Origin of the sequence: Aeromicrobium sp. PE09-221, assembly GCF_002174305.1 — a bacterium.
GTDB lineage: Bacteria > Actinomycetota > Actinomycetes > Propionibacteriales > Nocardioidaceae > Aeromicrobium.
In genome coordinates, this window is record NZ_MIJB01000028.1 from 39,112 (window position 1) to 57,028 (window position 17,917).

Sequence of the window (17,917 nt, forward strand, 5' to 3'; positions counted from 1 at the left end):
CCATGCGTTCACAGGGCGCGATGGCGCGCCTCCTGGCGGTCGGCGGCCCGCTCGTGCGCTTCGACCTCCCGGTGATGGTGGCGGTGGTGCTGCTGCTCGCCCCGGTGTTCTGGTCGGGGCGGCGTATCTGGCGTGTCGAGGGAGGCGGACTCGCCGTCGCCTGTCTCGTATACCTCGGTGCTGTGCTCGTCATGCGGATCTGAGCGCGGTCGGACGCTACGCTGCGCACATGGACTTCGCTTTGGACGAGATCGACGAGGAGATCGCCTCGCTGGCGCGCACCTTCGTCGGTCGCGAGATCGTGCCGCACATCCGCGAATGGGACCGCGCCGAGTCCGTCGACACCGCGATCATCGGGAGGCTCGGAGAGCTGGGCTTCCTCGGCCTCGGCATCGCCGAGGAGTACGGCGGCACCCCGAGCAGCTTCCAGGCCTATGCCGCCGTCATGGAGGAGCTGGGCCGCGGTGACAACTCGATCCGCGGCATCGTGTCGGTCAGCCTGGGACTGGTCGGCAAATCGATCGCCGCGCACGGCACCGAGGAGCAGAAGTCGCAATGGCTGCCCCGGTTGACCTCGGGGGAGGCGCTGGGATGCTTCGGCCTCACCGAACCGGACTCCGGCTCCGATCCCGGCTCGCTGCGCACCCGAGCGCGTCGCGATGGCGATGACTGGGTGCTCGAGGGCGAGAAGATGTTCATCACCAATGGCACCTGGGCCGCGGTCGCGCTCATCTTCGCCCGTACCAGCGATGAGGGAGGGCGTGGGGTCACCGCCTTCCTCGTGCCGACCGATGCGCCCGGCTTCACGGCCCAGGCGATCGAGGGCAAGCTCGGGCTGCGGGGCCAGGCCACGGCGGCATTGAGCCTGGAGGGTGTGCGCGTTCCGGACTCCGCGCGTGTCGGCGACCTCGGCCGCGGCCTGCCGATCGCGCTGGAAGCGCTCACCAAGGGCCGGATCTCCGTCGCGGCCAGCAGCGTGGGCGTCGCGCAGGCGGCGCTGGACGTCGCGTTAGGGTACGCCACAGAGCGCACGCAGTTCGGGGGTCCCATCGCCGCCAAACAGCTCGTACAGGAGCTGCTCGCCGATTCCGCCGTCGAAATCGACGCGGCCCGGCTGCTCACCCGCCGTGCGGCGTGGGGTGTCGACCAGGGCACGGCCCTGCGCGCGCTCACGCTCCATGTCTCGATGGCCAAGCTCGCGGCGAGCGAGACGGCCGTCGCGGTGACCAATCGCTGCCTCCAGGTCCTGGGCGGATACGGTTTCATCGACGAATTTCCCCTCGGCAAGTACCTGCGGGATGCCCGCGTCCTCACGTTGTACGAGGGCACGAGCCAGATCCAGAAGCTGATCATCGGACGGGAGCTGACCGGTCTCAATGCCATGTGACACCACCAATGACTTCATCGTGACGTTGTCGTGCCCCGACCAGATCGGCATCGTCGCCACGATCTCCGGCGCCCTGGCGCAGCACGACTGCACGATCGTGGAGTCTCAGCAGTACGCCGATCCGGATACGCGACAGTTCTTCATGCGCGTGCGTTTCTCCTCCGCTGAGCCGCTCGCGGTCGACGACATGCGCGCGCGGCTGGCCGACGCTGTCGGCTCCTTCGAGATGACCTGGCAGCTGCACGACGCCACCCGGCCGATGCGGGTCGTGGTCATGGTCAGCAAGCAGGGGCATGTGCTCAACCATCTACTGTTCCGGTATCGCACGGGACAGTTGCCGGTCGAGATCGTCGCGGTGGTCTCGAACCACACCACGTGGGAGAAAGAGGTGCGCTGGCATGGGATCGACTTCCACTACCTGCCGGTCACCGCCGACACCAAGCCGGATGCCGAGAGGCGCGTCCTCGCTCTGATGGACGAGATGGGTGCTGAAGCCCTCGTGCTGGCCCGTTACATGCAGATCCTGTCCGATGACATGTGCCGTGCCGTCCACGGACGAGCGATCAACATCCACCACTCGCTGCTGCCGAGCTTCAAGGGCGCACGGCCTTATGAGCAGGCCCATCGTCGCGGGGTCAAGGTCATCGGCGCGACGGCGCACTATGTCACTGCCGAGCTCGACGAGGGACCGATCATCGAACAGGACTTCCGCCGGGTCGATCACCGTTCGAGTGCGACCGAGCTCGCGGGTCTCGGCCAGGATCTCGAGGCGCGGGCCCTCGCGGGCGCCCTGCGCGCACACGCCGAGCATCGCGTGGTGTTGAACGGTGTCAAGACCGTGGTCTTCGACTGATACCTGTCTGCAGCGGTAGCCGCTCTGTCACTGAGCCTGTGGATGGCCGGTGGACGTCGCTGTCATGTCCGAGGAGGAGACCTACGATGACTGTTATGGCTGCTGTGAGTACCCACGGGGTCTGCCGCCGGGGCATTCGCTGACGCGCGAGGATCTGACGGCGATGCCCGATGACGGACATCGCTACGAGCTGCTGGATGGGGTCCTGGTCGTGAGCCCGCGCACCGCGTATCGCTCATCAGAACGCGGTGACGCAGCTGATCGTCCGGCTCGCCGCTGTCTGTCCCTCGTGGGTCAAGGTGCTGCCGGCGCCCGCCGACGTGGTGTTGTCCGAGGACACGGTGATCCAGCCGGATCTCCTCGTCGCGGCGAGCGCCGATTTCACCGAAGACCACCTGCCTGGGACCCCGCTGCTGGCGGTGGAGGTGCTGTCGTCGTCCACGCGGGGTATCGACCTGCTGCTGAAGAAGGACCGATTGGAGCGGGTACTGGGTCGTCGATTCTCTGAGCCGTCGATCACCGCCTGGGAGCTGACCGACGACACCTACCGGCAGACGACCCGCGCCGTCGGCGACGAGACCTTCGAGGTCACCGAACCCGTATCGCTAGCCGTCGCCCCTGCGGAGCTGCTCGGCTGAGCCCCGGCACGGTCAGCGCTGGGTGATGTCGGGATGCTCGTCGCTCGCGGAACCGAGCTGCTGATCGATCTCCGCGGTCGTCGGGCCCTCGGAGTCCGGCTCCGCCCCGCGGCGATCCTCGGCAGGAGCATCGGGCGATACCTCCAGGTCGACCTGTTCGTTCAGGTAGCGCAGGATCTCTGCGACTCCCGCAGCGACCGGGACGGCCAGGAACGCGCCCGTGATGCCGAACAGAGAGCCACCCGCGGTCACCGACAGCAGCACCACTCCGGCATGGAGCTTCATACTCTTGCCCTGCAGCCAGGGCGAGAGGATATTGCTCTCGAGCTGCTGGACGGCGATGATGATGAGCAGCACGATGATCGCGTCCTGCAGGCTATTGGTCACCAGCGTCACCAGCACGGCCAGGGCACCGGTCGCGAAGGCGCCGACGATCGGGATGAAGCCGCCGAAGAAGGTCAAGATCGCCAGCGGGATCGCCAGCGGCACACCGACGATGACCAGGCCCAGCCCGATGAAGAAGGCATCGACCGCCGAGACGATGCCCTGCGTGCGGATGAAGCCGCCGAGGGTTCCCCACGAGCGGCCCAGCAGCTCACTGAGGTGACCGCCCACGCGACGTCCGCCGATGCGGCGGACGAAGGGCAGGAAACGGTGGCCGTCCTTCAGCATGAAGAAGACCAGCACCAGGGTCACGACCAGGTTGACGATGACAGTGGTGACGGTCCCGAGCGTGCTGAAGACCCCGGAACTGATATCACCCGCGGAATCACGCAGCCATTGCTGCACGGTGTCGATCACTTGGGTGATCTGCCCTTCGGTGACCTGGAAGGGACCGTCGGTGAGCCATTGCTGGACCTTGTTCAACCCGCTCGCGGCGCTGTCGGCGATACTCGGCGCCTCGTCGATCATCTGCGGGATGACCATGGCGAACACGACGAACACACCGCCGAGGAATCCGAGCAGGGTCAGCACGGCCGAGAGGGCGTCGGGGAATCCGATTCCCTTGAGCTTGCGCGCTGGCGGCTCGAGCACCGTCGCGATGAGGATCGCCAGGCAGATCGGGAACCACACCATCCACGTGCGCCCGATGACCCAGCCCAGGACATAGAGCGCCGCCGCGATCACGACGATGCGCAGTCCCCATCGCTGTAGGTGGGCGAAGCCTTCATCGATGACGCGACCTCTGTCGCGGAGATTGGTGGTGCTCACGTGAAAAGGTTAGCGGTTCAGGTCCCAATTCACCGGCACAGCGCCCTGTCGGCGCAGGAGTTCATTGGCGCGGCTGAACGGGCGTGAGCCGAAGAAGCCGCGCGAGGCCGACAACGGGCTCGGATGAGCCGAGGTGATCTGCGGGGTCGAGCCGAGAAGGGGACCCAGATTCTGGGCGTCGCGCCCCCACAGGATGGCCACCAGCGGGCGGTCGCGTGCCACCAGCGCACGGATCGCCTGTTCGGTGACGATCTCCCAGCCTTTGCCGCGATGGCTGGCCGGGGTGCCGGGGCGCACGGTCAGGACACGGTTGAGCAGCAACACGCCCTGTCCGGCCCACGGCGTCAGGTCACCGTCGGCGGCGGGCTCGATGCCCAGGTCCTCGTGCAGCTCGCGGTAGATGTTGATGAGGCTCTTGGGAATGGGACGGACATCGGGCTCGACAGAGAAGGAGAGCCCCATCGGATGTCCAGGCGTGGGGTAAGGGTCCTGTCCGGTGATGAGGACCTTGACATCGGCCATCGGCTCGCGGAAGGCGCGCAGGATGTCCTTGCCGGCGGGGAGGTAGCTGCGACCGGCCGCCATCTCCTGACGCAGGAAGTCGCCCATCCGGGTGATCTGGTCGGCGACGGGAGCGAGGGCCTCGGCCCAGTCCGGGGCGATGAGGTCGGTGAGGGGACGGCGTTCGGTCATCGGTCCCATGCTGCCGTAGCGCGGACGGTCGGGCCGCCCAGGGTCCCCTTGGGGCCCGGCGCGCGGCCCCGGGGCGGCGGCTGGGCCCGCTGGAGGAGAACGGTTAGACTCGATCTGTTTTGTCTGCCGTCGCGTCGTACCGCGCCTTATTGCGCACTGTCGGGCCCGCCTACGTCCTCGTAGCCTTCCTCGGGCGGATTCCGCTTGCCATGAGCCAGTTGGGTGCCCTCGTCATGGTCAGCGAGGTCAGCGGCCGCTACGCGCTGGGCGGCGCCGCGGCGGGATCTCTGGCCATCGCCAATGCCGTGGGTGCTCCGATCGCCGGGATGCTGGCCGATCGGATCGGACAGCGGCCGGTGGTGCTCGTGCAGTCGCTCGTCGGCGCGGCGGGGCTCGCGGCCCTCGTGGCGGTGACCACCCCGACCGCCCCCGCGTGGCTGATCGTGACCGTGGCGGCGGCGACCGGTCTCATGCTGCCTCAGGTCGGGCCGCTCGCCCGTGTGCGGTGGCGTCCGATCACCGCCCAGGACCAGCCCGGACCGAGCGAGCAGCGACGCCTCATCGATGCCGCCTTCTCTTACGAGGGCGCTGCGGACGAGGCCTCCTTCGTCCTCGGGCCGGCCCTCATCGGGGTGCTCGGCGTGCTCCTGGATCCCTCCGGCGCGGTCATCGCCGCCGCGGTGATCCTCGCGGTGTTCGGCACCTGGTTCGGCATCCACCCGACGGCCCGGCTGGTCGCGAAGGCGGCTTCGGTCGTCGAGGACGGACGTCTCTGGACGCTGGCCTTCGGCGTGCTGATCGTGGCGCAGTTCTTCGTCGGCACGCTGTTCGGCAGCATCCAGACCGGCAGCACGGTGCTGGCGACGGCAGCGGGGCAAGCGGGTCTCACCGGCCTGATCCACGCCTGTCTCGGCATCGGGAGCGTGATCGCCGGGCTGTCGATCACCGCCCTGCCTGAGCGCTTCCTGTACTCGACCCGGATGCTCGCGGCGGCCACAGCGCTGTTCTTCTTCGCGATCCCTCTGTGGTGGGTGGACTCGCTCGGGGCGCTCGTGGCGGTGATCAGCGTGCTCGGCTTCGCGGTCGCCCCGTACATGATCAGCAACTTCGCGTTGGCGGGGATCATCGTGCCGATCACCAAGATCGGCACCGCGATGACCTTCCTCGCGGCGGCCACGGGTCTCGGCTATGCGACCGGCGCGGGGATCGCCGGCCGGCTGGCGGACGCGGGCGGGCATCAGCCGGCCTTCGGCGTGACCATCGCCGCCGCGTGGGGTGCGCTCCTGTTGGCGATCATCGCCAATAGCGTCCTGCGACGTGCCCGCGTCGTCAGCTGAGTCCGGTCTGGGCGAGCTCGCACGGCCCGCTGGGCGGTGAGATAGGCACCTCTCGCCGCCGGTGAGCGGTGCGTGGGTCACCTCTCGCCGGCGGGCTGGCTGAGCTGCGGACTGGGCGAGATTGGTTTCTTCGGTCACACTAGAGGGGCCGCGCCGCAGGGGCGCGGCTTTTCGCGATGCCCGACCATCGCGGATATTCGTTCCTTCTCAGTGAGGATGAGATGCCGAGCGCTGCTCAACGTTCAGACGACCCCCCGTGTAGTACCGAGGCGCCAGGGGGTGGGCGCCGATGAGTGTGGTGTATCTGCTGCTGGGTCTGGTGGTCGTGTTCGTGATCACCGTCGCCACCGCCTATTTCGTGGCCCAGGAGTTCGCCTATATGGCCGTCGACCGCTCGCGCCTCAAGGCCCGGGCCGCCGCCGGCGACGCGGTGTCCGCCCGGACCTTGCAGGTCACCGGACGCACCTCGTTCATGTTGTCCGGCGCGCAGTTGGGCATCACCGTCACCGGCCTGTTGGTGGGCTATGTCGCTGAGCCGTTGATCGGCGAGTCCTTCGGCGACATTCTCGGCGGGGCCGGGGTCTCCACGGCCGCCGGGGTGATGATCGGCACGATCATCGCGCTGCTGCTGTCGACGATCATCCAGATGCTCTTCGGCGAGCTCTTCCCGAAGAACCTCGCGATCGCCCAGCCCGAGCCGGTCGCTCGCGCGCTGTCGCGGTCGACGTTGATCTATCTCAAGCTCTTCGGCTGGCTCATCACGGTGTTCGACCACGCCTCGAATCTGCTGTTGCGAGCGCTGAAGATCGAGCCGGTGCACGATGTCGAGAGCTCGGCCACGGTCCGGGATCTGGAGCACATCGTCGCCGAATCGCGCGAGAGCGGCGATCTGTCGCCCGAACTGTCGATGATGGTCGACCGGATCCTCGACTTCCCGCGTCAGGATGTGGAGCACGCGATGGTGCCGCGGTCGCGGGTCGACGTCATCGAGTCCGATGAGAGCATCGGCACGCTGCGCGAGCAGATGGCGGCAGGCCATTCGCGCTATCCGGTCATGGAGGACGACCGGGTAGTGGGCGTGGTCCACCTCGTCGATGTGCTCGGCGGTTGTGACGAGAACGCCACAGTCGCCACCATCATGCGCGATGCCCTCGTCATCCCCGAGCTGATGCCGCTGCCCAATGCGCTTGCCGCCTTCGGCGACACCAACGAGCAGCTGGCCTGTGTCGTGGACGAGCACGGCAGCTTCACCGGCGTGCTCACCCCCGAGGACCTCGCGGAGGAGTTTGTGGGCGAGATCGCCGACGAATACGACGACCTCTTCCCGGTAGCGGAGCTGGAGGGCACCGGGGTATGGCGCCTCTCCGGGGATTCGCACATCGACGAGGTCGAGCGCCTGCTGGAACGGGATCTGCCCGAGGGTGACTACGAGACACTGTCCGGTTTGGTCATCGCCACCCTCGGCCGATTGCCGGACGAGGGCGATGTCGTGCGGGTCGAGTTACCGCCCGATCCGGGCGCGGTGGCCCTGGGGGAGGAGCTCGAACCGGAGTTCCTCGATGTCACCGTGCTCGAGCTGCGCGACCACGTTCCCTCGGCGGTGCGTCTGACCTTGCCGGAACCCGCGACGAGTGGTCAGGAGGCCGACGATGAGTGACAATCCCTGGATCGTGGTCATCGCCACGGCCGCGATCATCGCGCTGAGCGCGTTCTTCGTCGCGGTCGAGTTCGCCCTCATCGCGGCCAAACCGCATCGCATCGAGGATGCGGCGGCCACGAGCCGTTCGGCGCGTGCCGCGCTGCGCTCCTCGCACGAGTTGACCCTGCTGCTGGCCGGCTCCCAGTTGGGCATCACGGTCTGCACGTTGGCACTGGGCGCGATCACCAAGCCCGCGGTGCACTACGCGATGACCCCGCTGTTCAGCGGTTGGGGCCTGCCGTATTGGCTCGCGGACGCGGTGGCCTTCGTGCTCGCGCTGATCATCGTCACCTTCCTGCACCTGGTGGTGGGGGAGATGGCGCCGAAGTCGTGGGCGATCGCTCACCCGGAGCGCTCGGCGATCATGTTGGCCATCCCGATGCGGATGTTCATGTGGGGTGCCCGTCCGCTGTTGCGGGGGTTGAACCGGGCCGCCAACTGGCTGGTGCGCCTCGTCGGCGTCGAACCGGTGGACCAGACGTCGTCGAGTCAGAACGCGGACGACCTGCGGCAGCTCGTCGAGCACTCGGCGAATGTCGGTGCGCTGGAGGCACGGTACTCGGTGCAGATCACGCAGACGCTGTCGTTGCAGGATCTGGTGATGGCAGACATCGTGGAGGCCGGTGCGGAGCTCACCACGGTTCCCGACAGTGCCACGGTGGCTGATGTACAGCGCGCGGCACGCGAGTCGGGGCACCTGCGCATCCTCGTCGGCCCGCCGGCGGATCCGCGGCGTGTGGTGCACGTCCGCGAGACGCTGACGCACGATGACGATGCTCTCGTGGAGCCGCTCGCGCGGGAGGTGTTCACGCTGGAGGCCGCGATGCCGCTGCACGAGGCGTTGTCCACCATGCGCGAGTCGCGCAACCACCTCGCCCTCGTCTATGACGGCGGGCGGGTCCAGGGGGTCGTGACGCTCTCGGATGTCCTGCGGCGGCTGTACCCGGCCGGCCAGGCGATCGAGGCCGGCGTCTCCTGACCCCGCGGTAGCCGGTCAACCTTCTCGAACCTCGATGAGGTTGACCGGCTCCCCCGGAGGGGGACCTGCTCAGGAGACGGGGCGGGTGGTCTTGCCGTGCGGGTCCCTCTGTGCATTGAGCTCGGTGAGGAAGTCATTGGCCCAGCGGTCGATGTCGTTCTCCATCACCTGCTTGCGCAAGGCCTTCATCCTTCGCGAGGTCTCGCGCCCACTGGCATTGATCGCCTCGAGCATCTTCTGTTTCAGCCCGTTGATGTCGTGCGGGTTGGCCAGATAGGCCTGCTTGAGCTCGGCGGCGGCACCGGCGAACTCGCTGAGGACGAGCGCGCCGCGGTTGTCCCAGCGGGTCGCGACGTACTCCTTGGCGACGAGGTTCATGCCGTCGCGCAAGGGGGTCACCACCATGACATCGGCTGCCCGGTACATCGCCGCCATCTCCTCGCGGGGGTAGGAGGCGTGCAGGTACTGGATGGGCTGCTGCCCGATCCGCCCGATATCGCCGTTGATCCGGCCGACCAGCTGGTTGATGTTGTCGCGGAGCAGCTTGTAGGAGTTGACCCGCTCGCGCGAGGGCGTGGCGATCTGGATGAACTTGACGTCCTCCAGCCGCACCAGGCCGTCCGCGACGAGCTCGCCGAAAGCGCGTAGCCGCTGGGGGAGGCCCTTGGTGTAGTCGAGCCGGTCGATGCCGAGGAGCACGGTCTCGGGGTTGTCGAGGCTCTCGCGGATCTCGGCCGCGCGGGCCTGCACCTCGGGAGTCCGCGACAGCGACTCGAAGCCCTCGGCGTCGATCGAGATCGGGTAGGCCTTGGCCAGGACGGTGCGCCCGTCGGGGAGGTACACGGTGTCGCGGTGGGTCTTGTGGCCCACACGCTGACGCACCAGACGGATGAAGTTCTGTGCCGCTCCTGGCGCCTGGAAGCCGACGAGATCGGCACCCAGGAGACCCTCGAGGATCTCGCGGCGCCACGGCAGCTGCTGGTACAGCTCGGTGGGCGGGAAGGGGATGTGCAGGAAGAAGCCGATGCGCAGGTCCGGTCGCAGCGCGCGGAGCATCTGCGGTACGAGCTGGAGCTGATAGTCCTGCACCCAGACAGTGGCGCCCTCGGCGGCGATCTGCGCGGCCTTCTTGGCGAAGCGGCGGTTCACGCGCACATAGGCGTCCCACCATTCACGGTGGTACTCAGGGGCGGCGATGACATCGTGGTACAGCGGCCAGAGTGTCGCATTGGAGAAGCCCTCGTAGTACTCCTGGACGTCGTCCTCGGTGAGGGGGATCGGCACGAGGTGCATGCCGGCGTGTTCGAAGGGCCTGAGCTTCTCGTCGGCGGCACCGTGCCAGCCGATCCACGCTCCGTCATGTCGCCGCATGACCGGTTCGAGGGCCGTGACCAGTCCGCCGGGCGACGTGCGCCACAGGACCTCGCCATCGGGGGACGTGACCCGGTCCACCGGCAGACGGTTCGCGATCACGACGAAATCTGGCTGCTCCCTCGGCATACCCACAGCCTAGATGATCGACAGACCTAGGGCTCGGGTTCTGGCGCGGTGGTCCGGTCGGTGTGGGGGTATCCGGCTCGGTGTGGCGGCCCTCGCGCGGTGGGCGGTGAGTCATCCCGGACGCCTCGGCGAAAGTGCGGGATAACGCACCGCCACCGGGGGACGTGCGGGGGTTAACACACCGCCCGCGCATCGAGATGATCTGTGTGCTTCGGCGAGGTCCGGGTATATGACATCGATGTGATTCATGCCGTAGGATCGACCCATGAGCGCTGTGGAGAAGGTCCATCACCCGGGTGAGCCGGGCAGCTCCCTCACTGATCGCGACCGGGAGATGCTCGAGCTCGAGCGTTACTGGTGGCAGTACGCGGGCGCCAAGGAACAGGCGATCCGCGAGAAGTTCGACATGTCGGCGACACGCTACTACCAGATGTTGAACGCGCTCATCGATACCGAGGAGGCGCTCGTCTTCGACCCGCTGCTGGTCAAGCGGCTGCGTCGTCTGCGTGCCCAGCGTCAGCGGCGGCGTTCGGCTCGACGCCTCGGCTTCGACGTCTGATCGGTCGTGAGCCAGCTCTTTCGTCGGCCGGTCTCCCGATGAGCGAGTCCGAGCCGGGTACCCCGGGCCCGTCGGAGAATCCAGGACCATCGGGTCCTCAGCATCGCCATGCGGCGCGCTCGCGTCTGCTGTCGATCGTCGCGATGACGGCCCTGGCCGTGGCCACCGGTGTGTTGGTGGCCTTCGCGCTGCAGGGCGGCGGAGGGGACGACTCCCGGGTCCAGCCCCCGAATCTCGCGGATGCGGCGGCCGCAGACCCCACGCCCGAGCCGGAGCCCGAGCAGACCGAGGAGGTCGAACCGGAACCCGAGCCAGAACCTGAACCCGAGCCAGAACCTGAACCCGAGCCAGAACCTGAACCGGAGCCAGAACCGCCCGCCCGCACCCTCGGTGTGATGGTGCTCAATGCGACGAATATCACCGGGCTCGCCGCTCGCACGACCGGACAGGTCTCAGGTGCCGGCTGGACTGTGGCCGGATCGGGCAATGCCCGCGGCAGCTATCCCGCCGACACCATCTACTATCCCGCCGGCGGCTACGACCAGGCCCAGCTCCTCGCCGCCGACCTGGGTGTCGGACGGCTCATGCCGAATCTCCCGGACATGCCGAGCGATCGACTCACGGTGGTCCTGAGCTCCGCTCGCTGACGTCGCGGCATACTTCTGGGCATGACCGAGCGAAGCGAGGGAGCGTTGGGGTTGCTGTTGCCGGCGGCGGTGATCGATGAGCCGGATTCGGTGCTGCTCGGGCTCGACTTCGACGGCACCCTGGCGCCGATCGTCGATGACCCGGCGAGGGCCGACATCCATCCCCAGTCGCTGGCGGCCCTGCGGAGGCTCGGTCAGGTGCTCGGGCAGGTGGCGATCGTCACGGGGCGGCCATTGGACCAGGTGCGTCGGCTTGGGAGATTCGAGGACGGCCCGGGTCTCGAGCATCTGGTGATCTGCGGCCAGTACGGAGCCGAGCGCTGGGATGCCTCGACCGATGAGGTCACTCGTCCGCCTCGGCCGGAGTCGATCCTCGAGCTCGAGCGTCGGCTGCCGGCGTGGCTCGCCGAGCATGAGGCACAGGCGGTGAAGATCGAGGACAAGGGTCTGGCGCTCGCCCTCCACACGCGCGGGGTGGCGCCTGGGCTCCTCGACGATCTCGCCCCCGATCTTGCCGAGCTGGCATCCGAGCTCGGCCTCCTGGTGGAACCGGGGCGCCAGGTGATCGAATTGCGTACGCCGGGCACCGACAAAGGTGAGGCGCTCACCGCATTGATGGCCGGTGGCTCCTTCGCGAGCGTGGTCTACATCGGTGACGATCTGGGCGATCTTCCGGCCTTCGACGCGGTCGACAGGCTCCGGGCGGAGGGCCTGTTCGGTCTCCTGGCCGTCTCGGCGTCGACCGAGCAGCAGGCTCTCGTGCCGCGTGCGGATCTCGTGCTCGACGGTCCGGACGGGGTCGCCGAGTGGCTCACTGTGTTGGCGGACGCGATCAGTTAATCTCACGATATGGTCGCCCGTATCGCAATGTGAGATGCGCGTTTCGCGTGACCGGTTCCCCTGATTAGGCTGCTCACAACTCATCGAGAGGGGCAGAGGGATACGGCCCGACGAAGCCCCAGCAACCAGCCGATCGTGCGGCCAGGTGCTACGTCCGTCCCCGCCGAGAGTCGGCTGGGGAGAGATGAAGGAGTGCTTCGTGAGCCTGACCCTGGAATCCACCGCCCTGCGTGCCGGTGCCTTCGGAAACGCCACCTGCCTGAAGTGCCGGGAGTGCGGTGCGACCCGGGAGCTGGGTCCGTTCTACGCCTGCTTCGAGTGCTTCGGCCCCCTGGAGGTCGGCTACGAGTTCGGCACGGTGACCCGTGAGCAGATCGAGGCAGGGCCGCGCAATATCTGGCGGTACAAGGCGCTGCTGCCGGTACCCGAGGACATCGAGTCCAGCCCCAATCTCGAGCCGGGCTTCACCCGCCTGCTCGATGCGCGCAATCTCGCAGGCGAGCTCGGCCTGACCAAGCTCTGGGTCAAGGACGACAGCACCAATCCGACCAACTCCTTCAAGGACCGGGTCGTGGCCTGCGCGCTGAGCGCGGCACGTGAGCTGGGCAGCCGTGTCTTCGCGTGCCCCTCCACCGGCAATCTGGCCAATGCGGTCGCGGCGGCGGGCGCCCGCGCCGGCATCCCGACCGTCGTGTTCATCCCGAGCGATCTGGAGACTCCCAAGCAGGTGAACTCCGCGGTCTTCACCGAGAACCTGGTGGCGGTCGACGGTACCTATGACGATGTCAACAAGCTCGCCAGTGAGATCGCCGGCGAGGACCCGGGCTGGGCCTTCGTGAACGTCAACGTGCGCCCCTTCTACGCCGAGGGCTCCAAGACCCTCGGTTATGAGATCGCCGAGCAGCTCGGTTGGCGTCTGCCCGACCAGGTGGTGATCCCGGTCGCCTCGGGGTCGCAGCTGACCAAGGTGCACAAGGCCTTCAGCGAGCTGATCGAGCTCGGTCTCGTCGAGGACAAGTCGTACAAGATCTTCGGCGCGCAGGCGGAGGGCTGTTCGCCGGTGGCTACCGCCTTCGCCGACGGGGTGGACGCGATCCGCCCGGTCAAGCCCGACACGATCGCCAAGTCGCTCGCCATCGGCAACCCGGCCGATGGCATCTACGTGCTCGACATCGCCCGGCAGACCGGCGGCAGCGTCGAGCAGGTGAGCGACGACCAGATCCGCGAGGCGATCGTGCTGCTCGCGCGCACCGAGGGGATCTTCACCGAGACGGCCGGCGGCACCACCGTGGCGGTGCTGAAGAAGCTGGTGGAGACCGGCCAGCTGGACCCGGAGGCCGAGACCGTCGTCATCAACACCGGTCACGGGCTCAAGACGCTCGATGCCGTCACCGGCGCGGTGGGTCCGCGGGCCACGATCGCCCCGACCTACGACGCCTTCACCGCCGCCGGCATCGCCTGAGACCCGCACACCCATACCCGAGGAGTTCCGCATGTCCGTTTCCGTTCGCATCCCCACCATCCTGCGTACCTACACCGGTGACGAGTCCCAGGTGAACGCCGACGGCGCCACGCTGTCCGAGGTGCTGGAGTCGCTGGAGACCTCGTACCCGGGGATCAAAGCGCGCATCGTCGACGAGGACGGCAAGCTGCGTCGCTTCGTCAACGTGTATGTGGCCGAGGAGGATGTCCGTTTCGCCGACGGCCTCGACACTCCTACCCCTCCCACCACCCAGATCTCCATCATCCCCGCTGTAGCGGGAGGCTGTTGAGCTGGCTGGAGGGTCGCTGAGGGGCGAAGCCCCGCTGTAGCGGGAGGCTGTTGAGCTGGCTGGAGGGTCGCTGAGGGGCGAAGCCCCGCTGTAGCGGGAGGTTGTTGAGCTGACGCTAGTGGAGCAGCTCGGTGATCGAGTAGCGCCTGCGAGCTCTGTGAGCAGATCGCGATGGAGCCGTGACGTGAGGGGCGTCACGGAGCGAGATCACCCTCCGCGGTGTGGCCTCGATACGGATCGTGCGCATGGAGCCATCGCGCTAGGGGGCATCGCCGCGATGGAGCGCACCTGCCTGCCCGACCACGGTGGTGCGGCCCTGGGTATCCGCCCAGCAAGAACGAACATCAGGGGCATGGCGCGTGACGAGGGCGCGGCGTTACGCTGAACCGCACGGGGCCCAGACGGGCCCGGAGCTACAGCAAGGTGGGAAGCTCATGGTGCAGGGCACCGTCAAGTGGTTCAATCCCGAGAAGGGATACGGCTTCATCGAGGTCGATGGACACGATGACGTGTTCGTCCACTGGTCGAAGATCGCCGTCGAAGGATTCAAGACCCTCGACGACGGTCAGTCCGTCGAGTTCGAGGTCATCGACGGACCCAAGGGCCGCGAGGCTCAAGGTGTCTCGCCGACGGCCTGATTCTGCGACGCCGCGGCGCTGGGCCACTAGGCTGTCGTCATGGACGACGAGTGGATCGGTATCGGCGCGATCGTCGGGCTGCTGCTCGGATCGGTCGGGTTCCTGGCTCTGGACAGTCCCTGGTGGCTGCTGATCGGTCCGGTGGTCGGGCTGTCCATCGTCCTCATCTTCGGTCCGCGGCGTTCTGTCGATGACAGCCAGGGCCGCGAGCACGACTCCCGGTGACCTATATTGCGCCACGTTGATTAGCACTCGTATAGTGAGAGTGCTAGTTATGGATCGGTCCGATGAGGCCGGTGGTGGCGCCGAGACGGGATCGGCACCGACGCCGGTCGTCCGTCGCGGGCATCGCCCGGTCTGCCCTACGAACCTGTGTGGGAGATACGCACACCATGGCTAAGTCCATTGCATTCAACGAGGAAGCGCGCCGCGGCCTCGAGCGGGGCATGAACCAGCTCGCCGACGCCGTCAAGGTGACGCTTGGCCCCAAGGGCCGCAACGTCGTGCTGGAGAAGAAGTGGGGCGCCCCCACGATCACCAACGACGGTGTGTCCATCGCCAAGGAGATCGAGCTCGAGGACGCGTACGAGAAGATCGGCGCCGAGCTCGTCAAGGAAGTCGCCAAGAAGACCGATGATGTCGCCGGTGACGGCACCACCACGGCCACCGTGCTCGCCCAGGCGCTCGTGCGCGAGGGTCTGCGCAATGTGGCCGCCGGTGCCAACCCGATGAGCCTGAAGAAGGGCATCGAGACGGCGGTCGAGGCCATCACCGAGCAGTTGCACGAGATGGCCAAGGACATCGAGACGACCGAGCAGATCGCGTCCACCGCGTCGATCTCGGCCGCCGACTCCACGGTCGGCACGATCATCGCCGAGGCGATGGACAAGGTCGGCAAGGAAGGTGTCATCACCGTCGAGGAGAGCAACACCTTCGGCCTCGAGCTCGAGCTCACCGAGGGCATGCGCTTCGACAAGGGTCACCTGTCGGGCTACTTCGTCACCGATCCTGAGCGTCAGGAGACGGTGCTGGAGGATCCCTACATCCTCATCGTCAACAGCAAGATCAGCTCCGTGAAGGACCTGGTCCCGGTCCTGGAGAAGGTCATGCAGTCGGGCAAGCCGCTCGCGATCATCGCCGAGGACGTCGAGGGCGAGGCCCTGGCCACCCTCGTGGTCAACAAGATGCGCGGCACCTTCAAGTCGGTTGCCATCAAGGCCCCCGGCTTCGGTGACCGTCGTAAGGCCATGCTCGCCGATATCGCCATCCTCACCGGCGGCGAGGTCATCAGCGAGGAGGTCGGCCTCAAGCTCGAGAACGCCGACCTGAGCCTGCTCGGCACCGCCCGCAAGATCGTCACCACCAAGGACGAGACCACCATCGTCGAGGGTGGCGGCCAGCAGGACCAGATCAATGGTCGGGTGGCCCAGATCAAGGCCGAGATCGAGAACAGCGATTCTGACTACGACCGCGAGAAGCTCCAGGAGCGTCTCGCCAAGCTGGCCGGCGGCGTGGCCGTCATCAAGGTCGGCGCGGCCACCGAGGTCGAGCTCAAGGAGCGCAAGCACCGCATCGAGGACGCCGTCCGCAACGCCAAGGCGGCCGTCGAGGAGGGCATCGTCGCCGGTGGCGGCGTCGCGCTCGTGCAGGCCACCGCGGCTGCTTTCGAGAAGCTGTCGCTCGAGGGTGACGAGGCGACCGGCGCCAATATCGTGCGCTCCGCGGCCTCGGCTCCGCTCAAGCAGATCGCGGTCAACGCCGGCCTCGAGGGCGGCGTCGTGGCGGAAAAGGTGGCGGGCCTGTCGGCCGGTCACGGTCTCAACGCGGCCACCGGCGAGTACGTCGACATGATCGCCGAGGGCATCCTCGATCCGGCCAAGGTGACGCGCTCGGCGCTGCAGAACGCGGCCAGCATCGCGGCCCTGTTCCTCACCACCGAGGCCGTCGTCGCCGACAAGCCGGAGCCCGCTCCGGCCGGTGGCGGTGCCCCGGACATGGGTGACATGGGCGGCATGGGCTTCTGATCCCACCGCACCACCTCGAAGGCCCTCGGCATTGCCGGGGGCCTTCGTCGTTCCCGGGCTCGAGCCGGTGGTCGACGCCGACCCGATGACGGTAGGTCATCAACCTTTCCCGCCGCGGGCGGTATGTGGTCAACCCCATGGCCCATCGGCGACGGTCACCTGAGTCGTCACCTGGCCGGGCGGAGCGGCCTCGCAAGATCACCATCTGCGCCAGATGCCGAGGAGCGCTGCCACAGCGACGAGAAGGACCAGGGAGACATCGAGCGAGTCATCGCTCAGAGACGCCGAGAGGATGCCCGCGAAACACAACCAGACCCAGAAGACAGCACGACTGTCATGCTGTCTGTCGCGGCGTTCTGCCTGGTCCTACTCGGTCTCGCCTTCTGGCTCGCGCTCCGTCAGCTGGCACGCCAGGGCGACTAGTGTTCTCGGTGGGGTGCGGGCGTTCGTCGTCGAGCGCGGGGAGGGTCATATGTCGGAGCCGGTCGATCTGGCCTACCCCTTCACCGGGCGTTGGCTCGTCCAGAACAGCCCGGCGAGCCGGGTTCCCAGCCACGGTACCTACCTCTTCGCCACCGACTACGCCATCGACTTCGTGCCGGTCACGGACGCCGACCGTACCGCACCGATCACCTTCGGCTCCCTCGTGAGGCCGGAGCCCGCCGACCGGTTCCCCGGGTTCGGGCGGCCGATCCTGTCGCCGATCAGCGGCGTCATCATGGCGACGCACGACAGCGAGCCCGACCATCCTGCCTACCGCGGACTCCCGTCGATCCGTTACGCCCTGACCCAGCGGCGGCGCGCTGCGGCGGGCTGGCGGGCGCTCGCCGGGAATCATGTCCTCATCGAGGGAAGCGGCATCATCGTCGCGCTGTGCCACCTGCAACGGGTCAGCAGTGGGGTGTCTGTTGGCCAACGAGTGCAGGCCGGCCATATGCTCGGCCGCTGCGGGAACTCCGGCAACAGCACCGAACCCCATCTGCACGTCCAGGCGATCGACAACCGCGATATCGAACGTGCGAAGGCCGTACCTCTCACCTTCGAGGGGGAGCTCCCTGCCGATGGTGAGATCATCCACGTGAGCACGGGTGGGTACCGAGGTTGAGAGAACTGTCGGTGGCCGCGTATAGATTGTGAGT

At 67.4% G+C, this 17,917-nt stretch carries 19 protein-coding genes and 1 riboswitch; of the genes, 16 read left to right on the plus strand and 3 right to left on the minus strand.

The window, feature by feature from the left end:
* Positions 1-2: 2 nt before the first annotated feature.
* The 4 genes from BHE97_RS15410 (at position 3) to BHE97_RS15425 (ending at position 2,878) form a co-directional block, all read left to right on the plus strand.
* Complete coding sequence (locus BHE97_RS15410) at positions 3-203, plus strand: hypothetical protein (RefSeq protein WP_087624919.1); 201 nt, start codon at positions 3-5, stop codon at positions 201-203.
* Between the two features lie 26 nt (positions 204-229).
* Positions 230-1,387: an acyl-CoA dehydrogenase family protein gene (locus BHE97_RS15415; protein WP_087624920.1), complete on the plus strand. Its 1,158-nt coding sequence runs from the start codon at positions 230-232 to the stop codon at positions 1,385-1,387.
* The gene (gene purU, locus BHE97_RS15420) at positions 1,377-2,240 is read left to right on the plus strand and encodes a formyltetrahydrofolate deformylase (protein ID WP_087624921.1); all 864 of its coding nucleotides are present in this window, start codon (positions 1,377-1,379) and stop codon (positions 2,238-2,240) included. The genes BHE97_RS15415 and purU overlap by 11 nt, the downstream gene beginning before the upstream one ends.
* 248 nt (positions 2,241-2,488) lie before the next feature.
* Positions 2,489-2,878, plus strand: a complete 390-nt coding sequence (locus BHE97_RS15425) for a Uma2 family endonuclease (RefSeq protein ID WP_236757724.1) — start codon at positions 2,489-2,491, stop codon at positions 2,876-2,878.
* Between the two features lie 12 nt (positions 2,879-2,890).
* Here the strand turns inward: BHE97_RS15425 and BHE97_RS15430 are convergent, their stop codons facing one another.
* Positions 2,891-4,090 (minus strand): AI-2E family transporter, encoded by a 1,200-nt coding sequence (locus BHE97_RS15430; protein WP_087624922.1) that lies wholly within the window; start codon positions 4,088-4,090, stop codon positions 2,891-2,893.
* Positions 4,091-4,099: 9 nt separating this feature from the next.
* A complete protein-coding gene (locus tag BHE97_RS15435; protein ID WP_087625010.1) occupies positions 4,100-4,783 on the minus strand; it encodes a uracil-DNA glycosylase in 684 nt (227 codons plus the stop codon).
* Between the two features lie 209 nt (positions 4,784-4,992).
* Here BHE97_RS15435 and BHE97_RS15440 point away from each other — a divergent pair, with 209 nt between their 5' ends.
* The 3 genes from BHE97_RS15440 to BHE97_RS15450 all read left to right on the plus strand — a co-directional run bounded on the left by BHE97_RS15440 (position 4,993) and on the right by BHE97_RS15450 (position 8,798).
* A complete protein-coding gene (locus tag BHE97_RS15440) occupies positions 4,993-6,120 on the plus strand; it encodes an MFS transporter (RefSeq protein WP_236757725.1) in 1,128 nt (375 codons plus the stop codon).
* 289 nt (positions 6,121-6,409) lie between these two features.
* Positions 6,410-7,777 (plus strand): hemolysin family protein, encoded by a 1,368-nt coding sequence (locus tag BHE97_RS15445; protein ID WP_087624924.1) that lies wholly within the window; start codon positions 6,410-6,412, stop codon positions 7,775-7,777.
* Positions 7,770-8,798 carry a hemolysin family protein gene (locus BHE97_RS15450; RefSeq protein WP_087624925.1) on the plus strand — a complete coding sequence of 343 codons (1,029 nt, stop codon included), beginning with the start codon at positions 7,770-7,772 and terminating at the stop codon, positions 8,796-8,798. The genes BHE97_RS15445 and BHE97_RS15450 overlap by 8 nt, the downstream gene beginning before the upstream one ends.
* 69 nt (positions 8,799-8,867) lie before the next feature.
* Here BHE97_RS15450 and BHE97_RS15455 read toward each other — a convergent pair whose 3' ends face one another.
* Positions 8,868-10,298 carry a trehalose-6-phosphate synthase gene (locus tag BHE97_RS15455; RefSeq protein ID WP_087624926.1) on the minus strand — a complete coding sequence of 477 codons (1,431 nt, stop codon included), beginning with the start codon at positions 10,296-10,298 and terminating at the stop codon, positions 8,868-8,870.
* Positions 10,299-10,563: 265 nt separating this feature from the next.
* Between BHE97_RS15455 and BHE97_RS15460 the strand changes: the two genes are divergently transcribed.
* From BHE97_RS15460 to BHE97_RS15500, 9 genes are all read left to right on the plus strand, one after another.
* Positions 10,564-10,857, plus strand: a complete 294-nt coding sequence (locus BHE97_RS15460; RefSeq protein WP_087624927.1) for a DUF3263 domain-containing protein — start codon at positions 10,564-10,566, stop codon at positions 10,855-10,857.
* Positions 10,858-10,895: 38 nt separating this feature from the next.
* Positions 10,896-11,504, plus strand: coding sequence for a LytR C-terminal domain-containing protein (locus BHE97_RS20180; protein WP_087624928.1), 609 nt, complete (start codon positions 10,896-10,898; stop codon positions 11,502-11,504).
* 21 nt (positions 11,505-11,525) lie between these two features.
* On the plus strand, positions 11,526-12,344 hold the full coding sequence (otsB, locus tag BHE97_RS15470; RefSeq protein ID WP_087624929.1) for a trehalose-phosphatase: 819 nt from the start codon (positions 11,526-11,528) through the stop codon (positions 12,342-12,344).
* Between the two features lie 77 nt (positions 12,345-12,421).
* A riboswitch (SAM riboswitch) is annotated at positions 12,422-12,535 on the plus strand.
* Positions 12,529-13,806 (plus strand): threonine synthase, encoded by a 1,278-nt coding sequence (gene thrC, locus BHE97_RS15475; RefSeq protein WP_087624930.1) that lies wholly within the window; start codon positions 12,529-12,531, stop codon positions 13,804-13,806. Its footprint overlaps the riboswitch before it by 7 nt.
* Before the next feature lie 31 nt (positions 13,807-13,837).
* Complete coding sequence (locus BHE97_RS15480; protein ID WP_087624931.1) at positions 13,838-14,116, plus strand: MoaD/ThiS family protein; 279 nt, start codon at positions 13,838-13,840, stop codon at positions 14,114-14,116.
* A 434-nt stretch (positions 14,117-14,550) separates the two neighbouring features.
* Positions 14,551-14,754 carry a cold shock domain-containing protein gene (locus BHE97_RS15485; protein ID WP_087624932.1) on the plus strand — a complete coding sequence of 68 codons (204 nt, stop codon included), beginning with the start codon at positions 14,551-14,553 and terminating at the stop codon, positions 14,752-14,754.
* A gap of 39 nt (positions 14,755-14,793) precedes the next feature.
* On the plus strand, positions 14,794-14,979 hold the full coding sequence (locus tag BHE97_RS15490) for a hypothetical protein (RefSeq protein ID WP_087624933.1): 186 nt from the start codon (positions 14,794-14,796) through the stop codon (positions 14,977-14,979).
* A gap of 167 nt (positions 14,980-15,146) precedes the next feature.
* Positions 15,147-16,778: a chaperonin GroEL gene (gene groL / locus BHE97_RS15495; protein ID WP_087624934.1), complete on the plus strand. Its 1,632-nt coding sequence runs from the start codon at positions 15,147-15,149 to the stop codon at positions 16,776-16,778.
* 472 nt (positions 16,779-17,250) lie between these two features.
* Complete coding sequence (locus tag BHE97_RS15500; RefSeq protein WP_087624935.1) at positions 17,251-17,883, plus strand: M23 family metallopeptidase; 633 nt, start codon at positions 17,251-17,253, stop codon at positions 17,881-17,883.
* The last annotated feature ends 34 nt before the right edge of the window (positions 17,884-17,917 follow it).

Excerpts from the sequence above, each read along its gene's own strand:
- BHE97_RS15500 (WP_087624935.1), top strand. The coding sequence starts at position 17,251 with ATGTCGGAGCCGGTCGATCTGGCCTACCCCTTCACCGGGCGTTGGCTC.
- groL (WP_087624934.1), top strand. The coding sequence starts at position 15,147 with ATGGCTAAGTCCATTGCATTCAACGAGGAAGCGCGCCGCGGCCTCGAG.
- BHE97_RS15415 (WP_087624920.1), top strand. The coding sequence starts at position 230 with ATGGACTTCGCTTTGGACGAGATCGACGAGGAGATCGCCTCGCTGGCG.
- BHE97_RS15485 (WP_087624932.1), top strand. The coding sequence starts at position 14,551 with ATGGTGCAGGGCACCGTCAAGTGGTTCAATCCCGAGAAGGGATACGGC.
- BHE97_RS15460 (WP_087624927.1), top strand. The coding sequence starts at position 10,564 with ATGAGCGCTGTGGAGAAGGTCCATCACCCGGGTGAGCCGGGCAGCTCC.
- BHE97_RS15410 (WP_087624919.1), top strand. The coding sequence starts at position 3 with ATGCGTTCACAGGGCGCGATGGCGCGCCTCCTGGCGGTCGGCGGCCCG.
- otsB (WP_087624929.1), top strand. The coding sequence starts at position 11,526 with ATGACCGAGCGAAGCGAGGGAGCGTTGGGGTTGCTGTTGCCGGCGGCG.
- BHE97_RS15445 (WP_087624924.1), top strand. The coding sequence starts at position 6,410 with ATGAGTGTGGTGTATCTGCTGCTGGGTCTGGTGGTCGTGTTCGTGATC.
- BHE97_RS15455 (WP_087624926.1), bottom strand. The coding sequence starts at position 10,298 with ATGCCGAGGGAGCAGCCAGATTTCGTCGTGATCGCGAACCGTCTGCCG.
- purU (WP_087624921.1), top strand. The coding sequence starts at position 1,377 with ATGCCATGTGACACCACCAATGACTTCATCGTGACGTTGTCGTGCCCC.
- BHE97_RS15435 (WP_087625010.1), bottom strand. The coding sequence starts at position 4,783 with ATGACCGAACGCCGTCCCCTCACCGACCTCATCGCCCCGGACTGGGCC.
- thrC (WP_087624930.1), top strand. The coding sequence starts at position 12,529 with ATGAAGGAGTGCTTCGTGAGCCTGACCCTGGAATCCACCGCCCTGCGT.
- BHE97_RS15450 (WP_087624925.1), top strand. The coding sequence starts at position 7,770 with ATGAGTGACAATCCCTGGATCGTGGTCATCGCCACGGCCGCGATCATC.
- BHE97_RS20180 (WP_087624928.1), top strand. The coding sequence starts at position 10,896 with ATGAGCGAGTCCGAGCCGGGTACCCCGGGCCCGTCGGAGAATCCAGGA.
- BHE97_RS15440 (WP_236757725.1), top strand. The coding sequence starts at position 4,993 with ATGAGCCAGTTGGGTGCCCTCGTCATGGTCAGCGAGGTCAGCGGCCGC.
- BHE97_RS15480 (WP_087624931.1), top strand. The coding sequence starts at position 13,838 with ATGTCCGTTTCCGTTCGCATCCCCACCATCCTGCGTACCTACACCGGT.
- BHE97_RS15490 (WP_087624933.1), top strand. The coding sequence starts at position 14,794 with ATGGACGACGAGTGGATCGGTATCGGCGCGATCGTCGGGCTGCTGCTC.